General features: G+C 63.6%; 17 protein-coding genes. 10 read left to right on the top strand and 7 right to left on the bottom strand.

The window, feature by feature from the left end:
* Positions 1-136: 136 nt before the first annotated feature.
* Positions 137-907 (bottom strand): triose-phosphate isomerase, encoded by a 771-nt coding sequence (tpiA, locus tag FJ527_RS27930; protein WP_140824570.1) that lies wholly within the window; start codon positions 905-907, stop codon positions 137-139.
* A gap of 143 nt (positions 908-1,050) precedes the next feature.
* Between tpiA and FJ527_RS27935 the strand changes: the two genes are divergently transcribed.
* The 5 genes from FJ527_RS27935 to glp all read left to right on the top strand — a co-directional run bounded on the left by FJ527_RS27935 (position 1,051) and on the right by glp (position 6,556).
* On the top strand, positions 1,051-2,943 hold the full coding sequence (locus FJ527_RS27935) for a SurA N-terminal domain-containing protein (protein WP_015317810.1): 1,893 nt from the start codon (positions 1,051-1,053) through the stop codon (positions 2,941-2,943).
* Positions 2,940-3,950 carry an anthranilate phosphoribosyltransferase gene (gene trpD / locus FJ527_RS27940; RefSeq protein ID WP_140824571.1) on the top strand — a complete coding sequence of 337 codons (1,011 nt, stop codon included), beginning with the start codon at positions 2,940-2,942 and terminating at the stop codon, positions 3,948-3,950. Before FJ527_RS27935 ends, trpD begins: the two co-directional genes overlap by 4 nt.
* A gap of 3 nt (positions 3,951-3,953) precedes the next feature.
* A complete protein-coding gene (gene trpC / locus FJ527_RS27945) occupies positions 3,954-4,802 on the top strand; it encodes an indole-3-glycerol phosphate synthase TrpC (protein WP_140824572.1) in 849 nt (282 codons plus the stop codon).
* Between the two features lie 66 nt (positions 4,803-4,868).
* Positions 4,869-5,351 (top strand): cyclic pyranopterin monophosphate synthase MoaC, encoded by a 483-nt coding sequence (moaC, locus tag FJ527_RS27950; protein WP_140824573.1) that lies wholly within the window; start codon positions 4,869-4,871, stop codon positions 5,349-5,351.
* Entirely contained in the window at positions 5,351-6,556 is a 1,206-nt protein-coding gene (glp, locus tag FJ527_RS27955; RefSeq protein ID WP_140824574.1) for a gephyrin-like molybdotransferase Glp, read from the top strand. The genes moaC and glp overlap by 1 nt, the downstream gene beginning before the upstream one ends.
* Before the next feature lie 32 nt (positions 6,557-6,588).
* On the opposite strand, the gene FJ527_RS27960 is transcribed toward glp, so the two are convergent.
* Positions 6,589-7,419 (bottom strand): alpha/beta hydrolase, encoded by an 831-nt coding sequence (locus FJ527_RS27960; RefSeq protein WP_140824575.1) that lies wholly within the window; start codon positions 7,417-7,419, stop codon positions 6,589-6,591.
* A gap of 309 nt (positions 7,420-7,728) precedes the next feature.
* Here FJ527_RS27960 and FJ527_RS27965 point away from each other — a divergent pair, with 309 nt between their 5' ends.
* Positions 7,729-9,354, top strand: coding sequence for an AMP-binding protein (locus tag FJ527_RS27965; RefSeq protein ID WP_015317804.1), 1,626 nt, complete (start codon positions 7,729-7,731; stop codon positions 9,352-9,354).
* Complete coding sequence (gene kynA, locus FJ527_RS27970) at positions 9,351-10,187, top strand: tryptophan 2,3-dioxygenase (protein WP_140824576.1); 837 nt, start codon at positions 9,351-9,353, stop codon at positions 10,185-10,187. The genes FJ527_RS27965 and kynA overlap by 4 nt, the downstream gene beginning before the upstream one ends.
* Before the next feature lie 65 nt (positions 10,188-10,252).
* Here kynA and kynU read toward each other — a convergent pair whose 3' ends face one another.
* From kynU to FJ527_RS27990, 4 genes are read right to left on the bottom strand one after another with little or no spacing between them, the layout of a single operon-like run.
* Entirely contained in the window at positions 10,253-11,500 is a 1,248-nt protein-coding gene (kynU, locus tag FJ527_RS27975; protein ID WP_140824605.1) for a kynureninase, read from the bottom strand.
* A gap of 48 nt (positions 11,501-11,548) precedes the next feature.
* Complete coding sequence (locus FJ527_RS27980; protein WP_140664083.1) at positions 11,549-12,472, bottom strand: ABC transporter permease; 924 nt, start codon at positions 12,470-12,472, stop codon at positions 11,549-11,551.
* Positions 12,473-12,477: 5 nt separating this feature from the next.
* Positions 12,478-13,257 carry an ABC transporter ATP-binding protein gene (locus FJ527_RS27985; RefSeq protein WP_015317800.1) on the bottom strand — a complete coding sequence of 260 codons (780 nt, stop codon included), beginning with the start codon at positions 13,255-13,257 and terminating at the stop codon, positions 12,478-12,480.
* Between the two features lie 58 nt (positions 13,258-13,315).
* The gene (locus tag FJ527_RS27990; protein WP_140824577.1) at positions 13,316-14,302 is read right to left on the bottom strand and encodes an ABC transporter substrate-binding protein; all 987 of its coding nucleotides are present in this window, start codon (positions 14,300-14,302) and stop codon (positions 13,316-13,318) included.
* Positions 14,303-14,452: 150 nt separating this feature from the next.
* Here FJ527_RS27990 and FJ527_RS27995 point away from each other — a divergent pair, with 150 nt between their 5' ends.
* Positions 14,453-15,226, top strand: a complete 774-nt coding sequence (locus tag FJ527_RS27995) for a GntR family transcriptional regulator (RefSeq protein WP_140790133.1) — start codon at positions 14,453-14,455, stop codon at positions 15,224-15,226.
* A gap of 410 nt (positions 15,227-15,636) precedes the next feature.
* The gene (gene lexA, locus FJ527_RS28000; protein WP_015317797.1) at positions 15,637-16,380 is read left to right on the top strand and encodes a transcriptional repressor LexA; all 744 of its coding nucleotides are present in this window, start codon (positions 15,637-15,639) and stop codon (positions 16,378-16,380) included.
* Here lexA and FJ527_RS28005 read toward each other — a convergent pair.
* A complete protein-coding gene (locus FJ527_RS28005; RefSeq protein WP_140824578.1) occupies positions 16,374-18,827 on the bottom strand; it encodes a ComEC/Rec2 family competence protein in 2,454 nt (817 codons plus the stop codon). The genes lexA and FJ527_RS28005 overlap by 7 nt on opposite strands.
* 103 nt (positions 18,828-18,930) lie before the next feature.
* On the opposite strand from FJ527_RS28005, the gene gltX reads away from it, so the two are divergent.
* A complete protein-coding gene (gene gltX / locus FJ527_RS28010) occupies positions 18,931-20,355 on the top strand; it encodes a glutamate--tRNA ligase (RefSeq protein ID WP_140824579.1) in 1,425 nt (474 codons plus the stop codon).
* Positions 20,356-20,507: the final 152 nt, after the last annotated feature.

Below are 20,507 nucleotides of genomic sequence, written 5' to 3' on the forward strand. Positions count from 1 at the left end.
GGACACGGCCGGTGAATTGGAGGCGGCTCAATACAATGCTTTCACGGCATTTCCAAGCCCGTGGCCGGAATATGGGAAGCAACGCCCTCTTTGCAACGAATTTGGACGGGACGAGACCCGTCCATCCTCGCGAATCTCAGCCAGCAATGCTGCGATAGGCTTCGGCGATGCCCAGGAAATCAGCCGCTTTCAGGCTGGCACCGCCGACCAGCGCGCCGTCGACATTCCTGACGCCCAGCAGTTCAACGGCATTGGAAGGCTTGACCGAGCCACCGTACAGGATGCGCATCCTGGCGGCGGCGGCCCCAAGTTTTTCCGCCAGCTTTTCGCGGATATGCGCATGCGCCTCGGCCACATCGGCCGCGGTTGGCGTCAGGCCGGTGCCGATCGCCCAAACCGGCTCATAGGCAATGACGGTGTTCGATGGCGTGGCGCTTGGCGGCACCGAGCCGGCGACCTGGCGCGACAGCACCTCCAGCGTCGCTCCAGCCTCACGCTCCTGCCGCGTCTCGCCGATGCACACGATGGCCACGAGCCCGGCCCGCCAGGCGGCGGTGGCCTTGGCCTTGACCGTCGCATCGTCCTCGCCGCTTTGCTCGCGGCATTCGGAATGGCCGACAATGACATGGCTGGCGCCTGCGTCCTTCAGCATCTCCGCGGAGATACAGCCGGTATAGGCACCGCTTTCCTTGGGATGGCAGTCCTCGCCACCGGCATGGACCGGCGTGCGCGACAAAATCTCCGCGGCATGGGAAAGCAGCGTCGCGGGAACGCAGACCAGCGCTTCGGTCTCGGCGTCGAGCCCGCTCATGAAACCGTTGCCGATCATCCTGAGCTCGTTCAGCGAGGCGCTGGTGCCGTTCATTTTCCAGTTGCCGGCGACAAGCGGGCGAATTCCTGGTGTCATGGTGTGCTTCTCCGGGCGATATCAAGCTCTGGCCCTCACTACCAAAATCAGGCCACAAAGCAATCGACAGTGGGCAGGAAGGGCGCTATTGCGCTTGGTTCAGACTCGGCGCATGCGAAAATGCGCATAAATCGGAAGTAACCATGCTTGGTATATTGAGAAGCGCGGCGGGTACCTGGGTCGCGAAGACATTGCTTTCGCTGCTGGTGGTCAGTTTCGCCGCCTGGGGCATCTCCGGACGGCTGATGGGCGGCTTCGCGGGCCACGATTCGGTAATAACGGCCGGCGGCACCAAGGTATCGATCAACGAATACCGCCTCGCCTATGACCGCCAGCTCGCCGTCATGTCGCAGCAGTTTGGTCAGCGCCTCACGCATGAACAGGCAAAGGCGCTCGGCATCGACAACCAGGTGCTGGCGCAACTCGTTTCCGGTGCCGTCCTCGACGAGCAGGCACGCAAGCTCGGCCTCGGCCTTTCCAAGGATCGGCTGGCCGAACTCACCCGCGAAGACCCGGCTTTCAAGGGCCCTGGCGGTCAGTTCGACCGAAGGACATTCGACTACATGCTGCACCAGGTCGGCATGCGGCCCGAGGATTATCTGAAGAACCGTGCCCAGGTAGCGGTGCGCCAGCAGATCGTCGAGGCGGTCTCGGACGGCCTCAAGGCGCCGGACACGTTCTTCAAGGCGGTCGCGCTCTACCGCGGTGAAGACCGCACCGTCGACTATTTGACTTTGCCGAAGGCGCTGGTCGAGCCGATCGCGGCGCCGAGCGACAGCGTGCTTCAGGCCTATTTCGAGGCCAACAAGAAGAGCTACGCCGCACCTGAATACCGCAAATTCTCGTATGTTCGCCTCGAACCGGCGGACATAATGGATACGACCGCGGTCACCGACCAGCAGGTCAGTGACGACTACAACAAGAACAAGTCACGCTACACCACGCCCGAAATGCGCACCATCGAGCAGCTTGTGTTCAAGACGCCGGATGCCGCCAAGGCGGCGCTCGATTCGCTCAAGGCCGGCGCCACCTTCGACAAGCTGGTGACCGCTGAGGGCAAGACCCCGGCCGACACGCTGCTTGGCACGCTCGCCAAGGACAAGATCGCCGACAAGGCGGTTGCCGATGCCGCCTTCGCGCTCAACGCCAACGAAGTCAGCCAGGTCGTGCAGGGCGCCTTCGGTCCGGTGCTGCTGCGCGTGACCGAGATCAAGCCCGAGGTGGTGAAGCCGCTCGCCGAAGTGTCGGACCAGATCCGCAAGGATCTGGCGCTGGGCGAGGCAAGCCGCATCCTTCTGGATGTGCACGACAATTATGAAGACACCCGCGCCTCCGGCAGTTCGCTGGCCGATGCCGCCGCCAAATTGAAGCTTAAGGACATCACCATCGACGCCATCGATCGCAACGGCCTGAGGCCCGATGGCTCCATCGTCAAGGACCTGCCGGAATCGCCGGCGCTGATCAAGGCCGTCTTCGATGCGGAACCGAACACCGAAAACGAGGCGCTGACCACGGCGGACAACGGCTTCGTCTTCTATGAGGTCGGTTCGATCACACCGGCCCGCGACCGCACTCTTGATGAGGTGCGCCAAAAGGTTGTCGCCGACTGGACGGCGGCCGAGACCGCCAAGCGGCTCGCCGCCAAGGCGGACGAACTCGAGAAGCGCCTCAAGGCCGGCACCACGCTCGACGTCATCGCCGGCGAACTCAAGCTGGAGAAGCAGACCAAGCGCGGCTTGAAGCGCGAAGCCGACGATGCCGATTTCGGCAAGGAAGGCGCCGCCGTCATGTTCGGCGTCGGCGAAGGCGGCACCGGATTGATCCCCTCGCCCACCGGCGATGGCCAGATCCTGTTCAAGGTCGCCGAAGTGTTCGAACCGGCCGGCGCCGACGCCAGCTCGGTGCCGGACGACGCGCAGAAATCATTCACCTCCGGCATGTCCGACGACCTGCTCGACCAGTTGGTGGCGCAGTTGCAGACGCAGTACGACGTCCGCGTCGACCAGGCCGCCGTTGCCCAAGCCTCGACAAGATGAGCGCGCTGAAAACCCATATCGCCAAGGTCGCGACCGGCACCGCCCTGTCCTTCGAGGAGGCGTGCGAGGCCTTTGACATCATCATGTCGGGCGATGCGACCCCAGGGCAGATCGGCGGCTTCCTGATGGCGTTGCGCGTACGCGGCGAGACGGTGAGCGAGATTTCGGGCGCTGTCGCCACGATGCGCGCCAAGATGCTGCGCGTCGATGCTCCTGACGGCGCCATCGACATCGTCGGCACCGGTGGCGATAATTCGCATTCGGTCAACATCTCGACGGCTTCCGCCTTTGTCATTGCCGGCAGCGGCGTACCGGTCGCCAAGCACGGCAATCGCGGCCTGTCCTCGCTGACCGGCGCGGCCGACGTGCTGATTGCCCTTGGCGTCAGGATCGACATCGCGCCGGAGCTAATCGGCAAGTGCATCCATGAAGCCGGCGTCGGCTTCATGTTCGCGCCGGCGCACCATCCGGCTATGAAGCATGTCGGTCCGGTTCGTGGCGAGCTTGGTACGCGCACCATCTTCAACCTGCTCGGCCCGCTTTCGAACCCGGCTAGCGTCGGGCGGCAGATGGTCGGCGTGTTCATGCCGGAATGGATCATGCCGGTGGCCGAAACGCTGAAGGCGCTCGGCACCGAGCATGCCTGGGTCGCCCACGGCGATGGTTATGACGAGATCACCACCACAGGCGAGACACAGGTAGCTGAACTGGTTGGCGGCGAAATCCGCAGCTTCACGCTGACCCCGGAAGAGGTTGGACTGAAGCGTCATACCAAGGATGAATTGCGTGGCGGTGATGCCGCCTACAATGCCAAGGCCTTGCGCGATATGCTGGGCGGCACCGCCGGCGCGTATCGCGACACGGTTTTGATGAATGCCGGCGCCGGACTGGTGATTGCGGGCAAGGCGACGACGCTCGGTGATGGCATCGCCATCGCCGCACAGGCCATCGACAGCGGCCGGGCGCTGCAGGTGCTCGACCGGCTGGTCGAGATTTCGAACGGGTGAACCGTGTCTGACATTCTGCGCAAGATCGAAGCCTACAAGCGCGACGAGATCGCCGCCGCCAAGGCAAGCGTGCCGCTGGCAGAGATCAAGGCGCGCGCGAAGGACGCCGACGCGCCGCGCGGGTTCCTCGCCGCGCTCGAAGCCAAGCGCGGATCGGGTGGCTTCGCACTGATAGCCGAGATCAAGAAGGCAAGTCCGTCCAAAGGGCTGATCCGTGCCGATTTCGATCCGCCGAGCCTGGCCAGGGCCTATGAAAAAGGCGGCGCGGCCTGTCTTTCCGTGCTGACCGATGGGCCCTCCTTTCAGGGCGCACCGGAGTTTCTGACCGAGGCGCGAGCCGCTGTGACGCTGCCCGCCCTGCGCAAGGATTTCCTGTTCGACCCCTACCAGGTCTACGAGGCGCGGGCCTGGGGCGCGGACGCCATTTTGATCATCATGGCCAGCGTCGATGATGCCATGGCCAGCCAACTCGAATCGACTGCGTTCGAACTCGGCATGGACGCCCTGATCGAGGTGCACGATGAAGCCGAGACCGAGCGAGCGCTGAAACTGTCATCGCAATTGATCGGCATCAACAACCGCAATCTGCGGACATTCGAGACCAGCCTCGATACGTCGGAGCGGCTGCGGGCGATGGTGCCGGGCGGTCGTTTGCTGGTCAGCGAAAGCGGCATCTTCTCGCATGACGATTGCCTTAGACTGCAAAGGATGGACATCGGCGCCTTCCTGGTGGGCGAGAGCTTGATGCGCCAACGGGATGTGACCGCTGCAACGCGCTCGCTGCTCACGGGCAAGGCGTCCGATGCATCGGGCCGAGAATCGGAATCGATTTTCGGAGAGCACGATGCATAGAGTCAAAGCGACCGAGCGCACTCTGTGCGTCCGAATGGACGCACGTCGCTCTATGGCGATTTGACGATGACAGGCGCTCTCACCCATCTTGGCGCACAGGGCGAGGCCAACATGGTCGATGTCGGCGACAAGAACGAGACGACGCGCACCGCGATCGCAGAGGGTTTCGTCTCGATGCAGCCAGAGACGTTGAAGACCATCCTCGCCGGCAATGCCAAGAAAGGCGATGTGCTGGGCACGGCGCGCATCGCCGGCATCATGGCAGCGAAGAAGACCCATGAGTTGATCCCGCTCTGCCACCCCCTGCTGCTGACCAAGGTTTCCGTCGACATAGAGCCTGACCATGCTCTGCCCGGCCTGAAGGTCACGGCCCTTGCGCGCGTCACCGGCAAGACCGGCGTCGAAATGGAAGCATTGACGGCAGCCTCGGTGGCCTGCCTGACCATTTACGACATGGCCAAGGCGGTTGACCGCGCCATGGTCATCTCCGGCATACGGCTGGTCGAAAAGACCGGCGGCAAGTCCGGCGACTACAAGGCAGGGCTCTGATGGCACTGGTTCCGGTCGCCGACGCGCTCGAGCGCCTGCTCGACGGCGCCGTCCCGCTGGCCGGCGAAAGCGTCCCGCTCATCGAGGCGATCGATCGTGTGCTGGCGGAACCGGTCATGGCGCTGCGCACCCAGCCACCCTTCGACGCTTCGGCCATGGACGGCTATGCGGTGCGAGCCGCCGATATCGCGTCGGTGCCGTCGAAACTCTCGGTGATCGGCATGGCGCCGGCCGGACGCGGCTTTGACGGCGCGGTCGGCCAGGCACAGGCAGTGCGTATCTTCACCGGCGCACCGCTGCCTGACGGCGCCGACACCATCGTCATCCAGGAAAACGTCCGGGATCTCGGCGGCGGCAACATCGAAGTGATCGAGCCAACCGCCGTGTGGCGTAACATTCGCCGCGTCGGCCTCGATTTTTCCAAGGGCGACGTGCTGCTGGAGAAGGGGCGCGTGCTCGACCCGGCGGCACTGTCGCTGACGGCATCGGCCAATCATCCCCGAGTAGGCGTGGTGAAACGGCCGCTGGTCGCCATCATCGCCACCGGTGACGAGTTGTTGCCACCCGGCAGCGAACTCGGGCCCGACCAGATTATTTCGTCCAACGCCTACGGCGTCGCCGCGGCGGCACAATCGATCGGTGCCTGTGCGCTCGATCTCGGGATCGCCGCCGACCGCAAGGACGACATCGCCGGCCTGGTCAGGAAAGCGGTCGCGGCGGGTGCCGATGTCATCGTCACGCTGGGCGGCGCCTCGGTCGGCGACCACGACCTGATCCATGACGTGCTGACCGGCGAAGGCATGACGCTCGGCTTCTGGAAGATCGCCATGCGCCCCGGCAAGCCGCTGATGTTCGGGCGCCTCGGCGATATCAGATGCATCGGCCTGCCCGGCAACCCGGTAGCAAGCCTGGTCTGCTCGCAATTGTTCCTGAAGCCGCTTCTGGCAAGGCTGGGCGGTCGCGACCATCGTCAGGATATCCGCCCGGCAAGGCTGGGCGCCGCAATGGCGGCCAATGACCTGCGCCAGGATTATGTGAGGGCGATGGTCAGGGAGGATGACGGCGAACTGGTAGCGACGCCGTTCGGCATCCAGGATTCCTCGATGCTGAGGATGCTGGCCGATGCCAACGGACTGGTCGTTCGCGCGCCTTTTGCCCCTGCATCCGCTGCGGGCGACGCTTGCAGCGTTCTGATGTTGCGCTGAAGTATTTCGTAATAACTTACTGATCACAGGGCTTATTCCGAGATCAAGGTCCGCGTCAATGCATGCGCCGGATCGGCCAGGCCATCCACTACATCGTAGTGATGCCGGTCGGGCTCGACCACGGCACTGGTGGTGGCGCCAAGCCCGGTCCAGATGTTGGCCAGCAACGCATTCTGTCGCAGGAACTCCGAGCGCTCGACGCCGCCGGCCCAGCAGGTGATGCGGGCACCATCGATTGGCCGCAGCAGTGCCGGGCTTTCCGTCAGCGCCTCATGCTCATCGATTTTCAGCACGGCGTTCATGCCGGTACGCATCAGCGGGCGCAAATCATGCAAGCCGGAAATCGAAACGACGTGGCGTATGCGCCGCACGACATCGGTGGCGAGCGGTGTGGTTGTGGTCACCATGCGGCTGGCGAGATGTCCACCGGCCGAATGTCCGGTCAACATCAGCGGTCCCCCGACCATTGCCGCCGCTTTGCCGATCGCCGCCCCGATTTCGCTGACAATGCCGGCAATGCGGATGTCCGGGCACAGCGTGTAGGAAGGCATAGCCACCGCAAAGCCGTTGCCGACCGCACCCTTGGCGAGATGCGACCATCCGCTTTTATCGGACTCCAGCCAGTAGCCGCCATGGATGAACACGACGAGCCCCTTGGGCGTGGCCTCCGGCAGGAAAAGGTCGAGCCGGTTGCGCGGCTGATCGCCATACGCGATGTCGAACCGTGCCCGGCCCTCCCCCGACAGTGCGTCACGGAACGCTTGCGCCGGTCCCGACCAGGCGGCCGGCCAACGGTCGCTGCCGGCAATATTCGCGCCGTTGGCATAGGCATTGTCCCAATCGGCAATGCGATGGTCGAGCATCGGCACCCTCCCCGAAATAGCGTCGTCTCAGTGCTAGCAATGGTCGCCACCATGCCGTGCGTCAAGGCTTTGGGGTGAAACATTTTAGGCTTGAAACAAATTTCGACTGGTGCGATCCTGTCTTCGGAACAGCCGACAAAATGGGAGGTCCGCTGTGCTGTCCGAACCCGTCGATAGTCACCTTTCCGGTGACATGTCGACAAGGGTGTAGCCGGCCGCACGAGCCTACCGCGAGACAGGAATTCAGATCCACCGCCGCCGGCCAGGTGCCACGCACGCTGCCGGGGGGCAGACAGGGACAGCGGCGACATGCTTGGGCCTTCAGCGCATACCGACACGTTCACCCGCGATAATCTGCCGCCGCCCGAGCAATGGCCCGACTTCCTGCTCGACGGCTTCGACTATCCAGAACACCTCAATGCCGGTGTCGAATTGACCGACAGGCTCGTCGAGAAGGGCCTTGGTGACCACACCGCGCTGATCGGCAATGGCCGCCGCCGCACCTACAAGGAACTGTCCGACTGGACGAACCGGCTCGCCCATGCGCTGGTCGAGAACTACGGCGTCGAGCCGGGCAACCGGGTGCTGATCCGCTCCGCCAACAACCCGGCAATGGTCGCCTGCTGGCTGGCCGCCACCAAGGTCGGTGCTGTCGTCGTCAACACCATGCCGATGTTGCGCGCCGGTGAACTCACCAAGATCGTCGACAAGGCCGAGATCACGACCGCGCTCTGCGACACCAGGCTGATGGACGAGATGACCGCCTGCGCCAAGGACAGCGCGTTCCTGAAGCAGGTGATCGGCTTCGACGGCACCGCCAACCATGACGCCGAGCTCGACCGCGCCGCCCTCGACAAGCCGGTTACCTTCACCGCCGTCAGCACCGGCCGCGACGATGTCGCCCTGCTCGGCTTCACTTCGGGCACGACCGGCGTGCCGAAGGCGACGATGCATTTCCACCGCGACCTGCTGATCATCGCCGATGCCTACGCCCGTGAAGTCCTGCAGGTGACGCCCGACGACATCTTCGTCGGCTCGCCGCCGCTCGCCTTCACTTTCGGCCTTGGCGGGCTTGCCATCTTCCCCCTGCGCTTCGGCGCGGCGGCAACGCTTCTGGAACAGGCGACGCCACCCAACATGGTCCACATCATCGAGACCTACAAAGCGACCATTTCCTTCACCGCGCCGACCGCCTACCGGGCCATGCTGAAGGCCATGGACGAAGGCGCCGATCTGTCATCATTGCGCGTTGCCGTCTCGGCCGGCGAGACCTTGCCGGCTCCAGTCTTCGAAGAGTGGACGCGAAAGACCGGCAAGCCTATCCTTGACGGCATCGGCGCCACCGAAATGCTGCACATCTTCATCTCCAACCGCTTTGACGACAGGAAGCCCGCTTCGACGGGCAAGCCGGTGGGCGGTTACGAGGCGCGCATCGTCGACGAGGAGATGCGCGAGGTGCCGCGTGGCGAGACCGGACGGCTGGCGGTGCGCGGGCCGACCGGCTGCCGCTACATGGCCGATGACAGGCAGAAGGACTATGTGCGCGACGGCTGGAACCTCACCGGCGATACCTTTACGCAGGATGAGGACGGCTTCTTCCACTTCGCCGCGCGTTCCGACGACATGATCGTCAGCGCCGGCTACAACATCGCCGGACCCGAGGTCGAGGCGGCGCTGCTGTCGCATCCCGATGTCGCCGAATGCGCGGTCATCGGTGCGGAGGATGGCGAGCGCGGCCAGATCGTCGAAGCGCATGTCGTGCTGGTGCAAGGTGTCCCGCCAGACGCAATGACCGTCAAGCGCCTGCAGGACCACGTCAAGGCAGCCATCGCGCCCTACAAATATCCCCGATCGGTCAAATTCATCGCCGCTCTGCCGAAGACCCAGACCGGCAAGATCCAGCGGTTTCGGCTGCGCACGGAGAAGATCAATTGAGCGAGCCTTACGATCCGGCCTCTGAAGGCGCAGAGATGTCGTTCAAGGAGCGCATGTCCTACAGCGACTATCTGCACCTGGAGAAAGTGCTGGAGGCCCAGACACCGCTGTCCTCGGCGCATGACGAAATGCTGTTCATCATCCAGCACCAGACATCGGAATTGTGGATGAAACTCGCTTTGCACGAGATTGGCGCGGCGATCCGCTCGATCCGTGCCGACCGCCTCGAACCGAGCTTTAAGATGCTGTCGCGTGTCGCCCGCATTTTCGAGCAGTTGAACAATGCCTGGGACGTGCTGCGCACCATGACGCCCAGCGAATACACCGAGTTCCGCGACGCGCTCGGCCAATCCTCGGGTTTCCAGTCCTGGCAGTATCGCGCCATCGAGTTCATGGCCGGTAACCGCAACCTCGCCATGCTCGGGCCGCACAAGCACCGGCCGGACCTCAGCCAGAATCTGGAGGCGATCCTGGCCGAGCCGTCGCTCTACGATGAAGCGCTGCTGCTTCTGGCCCGCAATGGCTTCGACATCGGGACGGACGCAAAGCGCACGGATTGGCGCGAGACGCGGACCGGGAACGAAGAAGTCCTGGTCGCCTGGCAGACGGTGTACCGCGATCCGCAGCGCTACTGGATGTTTTATGAACTGGCCGAGAAGCTGGTCGACTTCGAGGACTATTTCCGCCGCTGGCGCTTCAACCACGTCACCACCGTCGAGCGCATCATCGGCCTGAAGCGCGGCACCGGCGGCACGTCGGGTGCCTCCTATCTCAAGAAGATGCTCGAGGTCGTCCTGTTTCCGGAACTGTGGATGGTTCGCACCCGGCTCTGAACTCTTTGTTTTGGCACGGTTTTGGACGGAAACCGCGTCACATTTTTCCCGGCTTCGCGCCGGCTTCAGGTCACCGCCGTCTTGACCGCGAAGCGTGCATCCTGCCAGGCGCCAGTGCGCAGGATATCTTCCAGGACCTCGACCGCCTGCCATACATCGGCGTAGCCGACGTAGAGCGGGGTGAAGCCGAAGCGGATCGTCGACGGCGCACGGAAATCGCCGATCACACCGCGCTCGATCAAGGCCCGCATCACCTGGTAACCGTTGGGATGGAGGAAGGACACCTGGCTGCCACGCTGATTGCCGTCGCGCGGGCTTTCCAGCTCCAGGCCGTAGGCGCCGCATCTGGTCTCGACGAGCTGGATGAACAGGTCGGTGAGCGCGATGCTCTTCTTGCGCACCGTCGCCATGTCGACATCGTCCCAGATATCCAGCGCCCCCTTCAGCGCCCGCATCGATAACACCGGCTGCGTGCCGCACAGGAACCGGCGGATACCGCTGCCGGCCGCATAACCCTGCTCGAAGGCGAAGGGCCGCGCATGGCCCCACCAACCGCTGAGCGGCTGCTGGACTTTATCGTGATGACGCTCGGCGGCGTAGATGAAGGCTGGCGCGCCCGGGCCGCCATTGAGATATTTGTAGGTGCAGCCGATGGCGAAATCGGCATTGGCGCTGTCGAGCTCGACAGGCAGCGCGCCGGCGGTGTGGCAGAGATCCCAGACGATCAGCGCTCCGACCTGATGGGCCTTGCATGTCAGTGCCGCCATGTCGCGCAGCTGGCCGGACTTGTAGTTGACGTGGTTGACCAGGATGACCGCAACGCGCTCGTCGATGAGCTCCTCAATGGTCGGCGCATCAACGCCCTCAAGCCGCAACACCGTGCCGGGGCGCGTCGAGGCCACGCCTTCGGCCATGTAGAGATCGGTTGGAAAGCTGTCGCCCTCGGCGACGATGACCGAGCGGTCCGGCCGCATGCCGAGTGCGGCATGCAGCACCTTGTAGATGTTGATCGAGGTCGTATCGCAGACCACCGTCTGGCCGGCCGCCGCGCCGATCAGCCGCCCCAGTTGGTCGCCGAGCGCGACCGGCATGTCGAACCAGCCGGCGGTGTTCCAGGCACGGATCAGATCCTGCGCCCACTCCTGGGTCGCGGCCTTCCGCAGCTCGTCGAAGACGGCGGGTGCCGCGGCGCCGAGTGAATTGCCGTCGAGATAGATCACGCCTTCCGGCAAGATGAACCGGTCGCGCATGGCACGCAGCGGGTCCGCCGCATCCATGGCATCGACAGCTGCGAGATCGAGCGTCGTAGGCATCATTTGTGACATTCCCTGGTTATTCACGCCTTGGTCATTCACGCCGGGTTACTCACGAATCGCTTCGCGAACCGGTGCGGGCCCCCGGCTGCGCTTGAGGCTGGGCAAGGCAAGCATGGCCAGTACGAACAGGCCCGTGGCAAGCTTCAGGTCAGGCGGCGGCATGCCGGCCGCCAGGCAGAACGACACCAGCTGGTAGTAGATGATCGCGCCGGCGAAGGGCGCCAGCAATTGCCGCCACACCGTCTGCTTGCCGACGACGGCTTCGCCGATCATCAGCGCGGCAAGGCCGTTGATGAGAATTCCCAGGCCCATATTGACGTCGGCGAAGCCTTGCGACTGCACCATCAGCGCACCGCTTGACGCCGAAAAAGCGCTGGCCAGCCCGACACCGCCTATGGTCGCGGCCCAGACATTGATGCCTTGCGCCTCGGCCATGTCAGGATTGGCGCCCACGGCGCGCACGGCAGTCCCCTTCTCGGTCCTGAAGAACATGTAGAGCAGCATGAAGGCGGCAAGCGCGAGGAGACCCGCGACGACAATCTTGCTGGCGGGGAAACCCGGCCGCGCGAACGGCACCCAGTCGAACACCGAGGGCGAACCGAAGACGGACAGGTTGGACTTGCCCATAATGCGAAGGTTGATGCTGTAGAGCATCGTCATCATCAGGATGCCCGCAAGCAGCGTGTGGATGCGGAAGCGCAGATGGATGAAGGCGGTGCAGCAGCCCGCCGCGAAGCCAGCGACAAGGGCGGCAGCAACGCCCATCAGCGGCGATGCGCCGGCGGCAAGGAGAACGCCGCAGACGCAGCCGCCCAGCGGAAAAGCGCCTTCGCTGGTGAGATCGGGAAAATTCAGCATGCGAAACGGGATCATGATCCCGAGCACGACAAAGGCCAGGATCAGGCTTTGCGCCAGGGTGACCGGCATGATCGCGACGAAGCTGGTGAGAACGTCCCCAACAAAATCCATGATGATCAGCTCGCCAGCAACATGCGATCGGTCTTGACGGAGAAATGGCCGATCAGATCAATAACCGTGACCCTCGCCTTCTCCTGCCCGGCGACTTCCAGGAGCACCCGGCCCGCATCGAGCATGATCACCCGGCTGCCATAATCGACGGCGTGTTGCATGTTGTGGGTCACCATCAAAGTCGTCAGTTTCAGCGCGTTGACGGCGCGCACGGTCGCTTGCATGACGATTTCGGCCGTGCGCGGGTCAAGGGCCGCGGTATGCTCGTCGAGCAGCAGCAAGTCCGGCGATCCGCCGACCGCCATGATCAGCGACAAGGATTGCCGCTGCCCGCCGGAGAGCAGGTCGACGCGCGTGTCGAGACGATTTTCCAGACCGAGACCCAGTATCGACAGGCGTTCCCTGTAGGATGCAAGCCGGGTGGTGTTCAGCCCCGGGCGCAAGGTGCGCTTTTGGCTACGCAAATCGGCCAGCAGCATGTTTTCCGCAACCGTCATGCTGGCGGCGGTGCCGCGCATCGGGTCCTGGAACACGCGCGCCAGTTTCGCGGCGCGCTTGTGCACCGGCATTGCAGTCACGTCGGCGCCGTTGATCAGGATCTGGCCGGAATCGAGGATCAGGGCGCCGGAAATGGCGTTGAGCATGCTGCTCTTGCCGGCCCCATTGGAGCCGATGACGATGCCGAACTCTCCGGTGGCCAAGGACAGGCTGAGACCGTCCAGCGCGACCTTCTCGTCGGCCTGGCCCTTGTAGAACACTTTGCGCGCGGATCGAATCTCGAGCATCGTTTCTCCCTGACCTCGGGATGACGGCGCCGACGCCGTCACCCCGGCAGTTCCGATGTTAGTCGACGATGCAGCCGCAATCGGCCATTGAAGCCGGTATCTCGATGCCGAACGCGGCCATCGCCTTGCGCGAGATCGTTGCCATGTGGTCCTTGTAGGCCGGGCGCGACGGCGCGATCGTCTTGGGATCCTTGCCCTTGAGGATCTCGGCGGCGATGTTGCCGGCGTTGACGCCGACCTGCGTGTAATTGACCGCGAAGCTCGCCGGCACGGTACCGTTACGGACCGCACTGTCATCGGAGTTGACGACCGGGATACCGGCCTGGCGGGCGGCCGCGGAGACAGCGGCGATCGCCGGCTGGATCAGGTTCGAGGCCGGGCCGTAGACCACGTCGGCCTTGCCGGCGAGCGAAGCGATGCGTTGCTGGATGTCATTGACGTTGTCTATGCCGACCTCCACCACCTCGAAGCCCGCGGCCGGTGCCGCCGCCTTGATCTTTTCGACCAAGGCAACGTCATTGGCCTCACCGGGATTATAAGGCACGCCGAAGCGCTTGGCGTTCGGCAGCAGCTTCTTGGTGAAGGCCATCACCGCGGCGACGTCCTGCAGATCGCTGGCGCCGGTCATGCCTTCGTCTCCGGCGTCCCATGACGGCACCAGCTTGGCCGCCACCGGATCGGTGACCGCGGCAAAAACGATCGGAATGCCGGAACCGGCGAGCGCTTTCTTGGCGATCTGTGAGACCGGCGTGGTGATGGTGTAGATCAGCTTGGGCTGCTCGGCCTGCAGCTTGGCGATCATCTGCGGCACCAGCGACGCATCGAAATTGGTGTGGCTCTCCGTGTAGACGACGTCCTTGCCCTCGACGAAGCCGTTATCCGTCAGCGCCTTCTTGAAGCCGGCTATGGCGGCGTTCAATTGCGGATGCTCGCCGAAATTGGCAATGCCGATACGGATCTGATCGGCCGCGGCACTGCCGGCACTGACCATCAATGCGCCTGCCAGGGCCAAGCCCGACAACCAAGCGGATTTCGACTTCAACATCATTTCCTCCCAGATTTGATCAGGGCCGCTTGGAAACGCGGCTACTACGGCGATCATGGTGAGTCCGCTGGTCTGTGTCAAACATTATATATAATTGTTGCTGTGACGCACTATCATATATACTTTTCGCCAGACGACGGATTGATCACCATGCTGAATGAAACGAGTTCCACAAAAACGGAAGCCGCCTATCAGCTGTTGCGGCGCGACATCCTGACCACGCGCCTCATGCCCGGCGCCCCGCTCAAACTGAGTGCGCTGCGCGGCACCTATGGCGTCGGCTGGACACCGTTGCGCGAAGCCCTGTCGCGGCTCGAGGCCGAACGCCTGGTCACCGCGATCAGCAATCGTGGTTTTGCCGTGGCTCCGGTGTCGCGGGCCGAGCTGGAGGATCTGGCACGCGCCAGGATGGTGGTCGAGATACCCCTGTTCCTCGAATCGATGGAAAAAGGCGGCAGGGAGTGGGAGGATGCCGTGGTCACCGCCCACTACCGGCTCTCGCGTTGCAAGACGGCGGTCGACGATCCCTCGGACGCGGCCGTCGACAGATGGGACGAGAACCACGAGGCTTTCCATGCGGCGCTGCTGAGCGCCGCCACATGCGACTGGCTGTTGCGGTTCCGCTCGACGATCTCGGATCAGCTGCGCCGGCATCATCGCTTTCTTGGTCTGGCGCCGACACTGCGGGCCGCGGCCGGCCTCAAGGATGGCTATGAAGAGGCAATCGAAGCGCTGCGCGAAGCGATTGCGATCGAACACCATACCGCGATCATGGAAGCGGCGCTCGACCGTGACATCGAGCGGGCCAAGGCGCTGATGACGGCGCATATCGGCTACACACTGCACGTCTATGTCCACAGCGAAGACAGCGGCGCCACCAGATACGCCGCTCGCGCCGGCAGCTTGAAGGCGGGTTCGGGATAACTTCAGCGCTTCCGCGACCCCTATTCGAACGCGCTGGCCGGAGTGCGCCGAACGCCCGGATCCATGGCCGCCCGAAGCTACCAATCGTTGGCATTTTGGTTTCGTTTCGTTCCGCGAATAATGGCTCCGCGAATTATACGTCCCCCCGAGGAGAAACCTTCCAACTAACTGATGCCAAAGCCTCGTCGGCGGATGGGCCACAGGCCATTAACCAAAACGATTTCAATGCGCCTGCCGATGGCGGAAAGGGCTGGTTGCTGCCCGCCGTCGCGGGCAAAAAACTTCAGACCCCTTAACAAATTCATTAAACTTTAAACGGTTGCAGAACACAACTGGAACAGATAGTGTTTGTTCTGGGTTTGTTTTTTCGATTCTGGTTCAACCTTTCGTTCAATGTCTTGGGGGCCGCCATGCTGACACGCAAGCAACATGAACTGCTGATGTTCATCCACGAACGGCTCAAGGAAAGCGGGATACCGCCTTCCTTCGACGAGATGAAGGAAGCACTCGATCTTGCCTCCAAGTCGGGGATCCATCGCCTGATCACGGCCCTGGAGGAGCGCGGCTTCATTCGCCGGCTACCCAATCGGGCGCGCGCGCTGGAAGTGCTGCGGCTGCCGGACTCGATCGCGCCGGGCCTCAATGCGGCAAAGAAGTTCTCGCCAAGCGTCATCCAAGGCAGCCTTGGCCAAGGCAGTCTCGGACGCCAGATCAGGCCGGCCGCTGCGCCTTCGCGCCTGCCCGCGGCCGGCAACGACGACGACGCGGTTTCAGCCGTGTCCATCCCGGTCATGGGCCGTATCGCCGCCGGTGTGCCGATCGATGCCATCCAGCATCAGACGCATTCGATCTCGGTGCCGCCGGACATGATCATGGGCGGCGAGCACTATGCGTTGGAGGTCAAGGGCGACTCGATGATCGAGGCTGGTATCTTCGATGGAGACACGGTCATTATCCGCAATGCCGACACGGCAAGCCCGGGCGAAATTATCGTGGCACTGGTCGACGAAGAGGAAGCGACACTGAAGCGGTTCCGCCGCAAAGGCGCTTCGATCGCGCTCGAGGCCGCCAATCCAGCCTACGAAACGCGCATTTTCGGGCCGGACAGGGTCAAGGTACAAGGCAAGCTGGTCGGGTTGATCAGGCGCTACTGAACCGGCTTGTTATCGGGCTTGTCGGGTTTTTTGTACGGCGGCAGCCCCCTCGCCTCGCGTGAGAATTTTCGCTGTTCGTGCCAGGGCCGGTATGGTCCGTCGACGGCAAATGCGATCGCGGCCCGGGTCGTGGCCGACTGGGGATTGAAGAAGACGGCAGCGCTTCCCTTGCGGGCGAGCTGCCGTTTGGTGACGACGAGAACCAGTGGATTGTGGCAGGCGTCATAGGCGGTTGCGTCATTGACGATGATCAGGTCGGCGAAAGCGCAGGCTTTCCAGGTGGTCTTGCGGTCCTCGACATAGGCAATGATCGCGCCGGAAGGGTGCCTGGCAAGGCACAGGCCTTCGCGGCAGTAGAAGGGCGATCCCGGCGGCAGGTCGGTGGGACTGGCAACATCGAATTGCCTGTCTGTCGTGTCGAACATTTCCGGTTTGACGATTGTTTCGGAGATCAGGGCGCGCTTCCAGTTGTCGGTTGCGAATTCGTTCGGACGTTCCCGGTTGACGGCCAGTTCGCCATTGCCGATCGGCAGCGCGACCAGCCGCGCATCTTCCGAGATCAGCACATCGGGCGCGCGTGTGTGCGACACAGTCAACAGGCCGGCAAGCGCGAATGGCAGCGCCGCGAGCCGCAGCCATGTCGTCGCCATCGTCGCGATTGCCAGCGCGACGGTGACCAGCAGCACGGATTGCTGCGAAATCAGCCCGACTCCATCGACCGGAGAGCGCTCCGATATCCACGCCGACACGGCGATCATTGCTGTCAGGCCCTTGCCCATGAGGTAGAGAGCCGGCCAATCCAATCCGAATGGCATCAACAGCGCGCTGGCGACGGCCAGGAACATCACGACCGACACGATAGGCATCACGGCCAGATTGGCGAACAGGCTGAGCGGCGATACCCGCTGGAAATGCCAGATGGCAAACAGTGCCGTGGCGCTGCCGGCGATAATGGACGTCATGGCCAATCCTCCTGTCGCCAGCAGGAATTTTCGCGTCAGGAACCCCGCCAGGGATCGCTTTGGCGGCGGTGGCCGCGTCTTTCCCGCATGGTGATCGGCCCAGCCGGCATAAGCGCCAACCAGGGCCGCGGTCGCGGCGAACGACATCTGAAAGCTCGGGCCGACGACCTCGTGAGGCGAGACCAGGATGACGGCGATCGCCGAGATCGCCAGATTGCGCATGGTCAGGGCAGCGCGATCGAAGAAGACGGCAATCAGCATCACCGCCAGCATGATGAAGCTGCGTTCGGCGGCAACGACGACACCGGAAATGATGAGATAGGCCGCGATCGAGAACAGTGCGGCGGCGGCCGCGTATTTCTTCACCGGCCGGCGCGCGGAAAAGTCTGGAAACAGCGCGAAGGCACCACGCAGCAGACCCATGATGGTGCCGGCCACAAGCGCCATATGCAGTCCCGAAATAGAGATGATGTGATAGATGCCGGTACGCCGCATCGCTTCATTGATTTCATCGGGTATGCCGGCGCGCACGCCGACGATCAGCGCCGCCGCGATCTCGCCTTCAGCGCCGCCGACGCTGCCCCTGATGTGGTCGGCGATGGCTTCGCGGGCATTTTCGATGCCTGAAAAAAAGCGAGCCGATAGCGGCATCTCACCGTCGTCGGCGGAAACAACCGTCGGATTGCCGAGAAAGAAGCCGCTGCCGCCGATGCCGGCGAAATAGCTGTCGAAAGAGAAGTCGTAGCTGTCCGGCCGCACCGGGCCGGTCGGCGGCAACAGTTTGGCGTAGCCTGTGATGAGCGAGCCGGCGGTCATTCCCGGTGGTATCTTGCGTGCGGAAAGCCGGACCCTTTCCGGTGCATAGCGCAGTTTCGGCCGGGCGGTCGAAATCACGTCCATGGTCAGCCGGATGCGGCCGCTCTCCATCTCTTCGAGCGAGACCACGCGGCCGGTCAGTTGGGTGGAGATTTCCGAACCCAGCATCCGGGTTCCGGCTCGCCATGTTTCGACCTTCGCCGCGAGCAGGCCCAGCGCGCACAACAGCACTGCCATGAAACACAGATGGGTTTTCGACCAGGAGCGCGAGACGAAGGCACAGACCGCCATCAGCACCACGACCGCGACGGGTTTTGCAAAGTCGGGCTCGGATGCCAGCGAGAAATAGGCGATCGCCCCAACGGCCAGACAGACCGGCACCAGCAGGAACGCGATGCCCCGGTCGAGTTCGAGCTCCGTCGCCCGGGCCACGCCATGGCGCAGGCGAGGCAAGGATACCAGGCCGACTTGCCGGCGCACGCGCGCGATCCTGCCCGCGGCAGGAGCCGGCGCCGGCGCCTGCCCACCTGCCTGCAGCGACCTGGTTTCGGGCGCAGCCACGAGCGGAGATGGCAGTGGGATCGTCGCAGGCGCCGCAAACAGGGATCGCTCGCTGACGCCGATAGCGGCATCCTCGCCCCGATCCGAGCCCCGGCCTCGTCCAGTCATCGGGTCTGCCCCTTGCACCCTCGACGCCCTATGCTACATGAACGCGCAACGCGCGAAAGTCCGCACGCTCCGCACCCAGCTTCAGACGTTTTCCGAGAGTTCCATGCCCGACAAGGTCATCACCCGTTTTGCCCCCTCGCCGACCGGCTATCTGCACATCGGCGGCGCGCGCACGGCGCTCTTCAACTGGCTCTATGCAAAGCATACCGGCGGCACGATGCTGCTGCGCATCGAGGACACCGATCGCGAGCGTTCGACCGATGCGGCCACATCGGCCATTCTCGATGGCCTGACCTGGCTCGGCCTTTCGTGGGACGGTGACGCAGTCTCCCAATTCGAGCGCGCGCCGCGCCATCGCGAGGTGGCCGAGGAGTTGGTGCGCCTGGGCAAGGCCTATTACAGCTACGAGACTTCAGCCGAGCTCGAGGCAATGCGCGAGGCTGCACGCGCCAAGGGCCTGCCGCCACGCTATAACGGCCATTGGCGTGACCGCGACCCGTCGGAGGCGCCGTCCGGCGTCAAGGGCGCCATCCGCATCAAGGCACCGACCGAGGGCGAGACGGTGGTGCAGGACCGGGTCCAGGGAGACGTGCGCTTCCCCAACAAGGATCTCGACGACTTCATCATCCTGCGTTCGGACGGCAACCCGACCTACATGCATGCCGTCGTCGTCGACGATCACGACATGGGCGTCACCCACATCATCCGTGGCGACGATCACCTGACCAACGCCGCCCGCCAGACCGTGATCTACAACGCCATGGGCTGGGACGTGCCGTCGATGTCGCATATCCCGCTGATCCACGGCGCCGACGGCGCCAAGCTGTCGAAGCGCCATGGCGCGCTCGGCGTCGAAGCCTATCGCGCCATGGGCTATCTGCCGGAGGCGCTGCTCAATTACCTTGCGCGGCTCGGCTGGAGCCATGGCGACGACGAGATCATGTCGATCGAGGACATGGTCTCATGGTTCGACATTGGCGACGTCAACAAGGGCGCGGCGCGCTTCGATTTCGCCAAGCTGGAAGCGATCAACGGCGCGCATATGCGACGTATGGCCGACACCGAGCTGTTCGATATCTTCATCGCCACCTTGCCCTATCTGGAGGGTGGCCCGGCGATGGCGGCGCGCCTCGACGAGAAGAACAAGGCACAGCTGCTGGCAGCACTTCCGGGCCTGAAGGAGCGCGCCAAGACGCTGGTCGAGCTTGTCGACGGTGCCGGCTTCCTGTTTGCCGCTCGGCCGCTGCCGATCGACGACAAGGCGGCACTCCTGCTCAATGACGACGCGCGCAAGATCCTGCGTGGCGCTCACGAAGCTTTGAAGTCGCTGTCAGGCGACTGGACGGCGGCCACGGCCGAGGCCGCGATCCGCGACTTTGCGCTGGCTGGCGGGCACAAGCTTGGCGCCGTGGCCCAGCCGTTGCGGGCTGCGTTGACCGGCAAGAGCACGTCACCGGGCGTATTCGACGTGCTTGCCGTTCTGGGGCGTGAGGAAAGCCTGGCGCGCGTAGCGGATCAAATCGATTAGGAGCAAACTGGCCCAAGAAGATTGGCATTGAAAGGCGGGTTTCGCAGTGCAACATTAGGCCTTGGCCCAATCTGGCACGCACCTCCTAGAATGCGGTGGCGAATACGCGAATTGCGGTGATTTCGACGTGTCGCTCTGCGGAATTTGCCTTT

Origin of the sequence: Mesorhizobium sp. B2-4-18, assembly GCF_006441385.1 — a bacterium.
GTDB lineage: Bacteria > Pseudomonadota > Alphaproteobacteria > Rhizobiales > Rhizobiaceae > Mesorhizobium > Mesorhizobium australicum.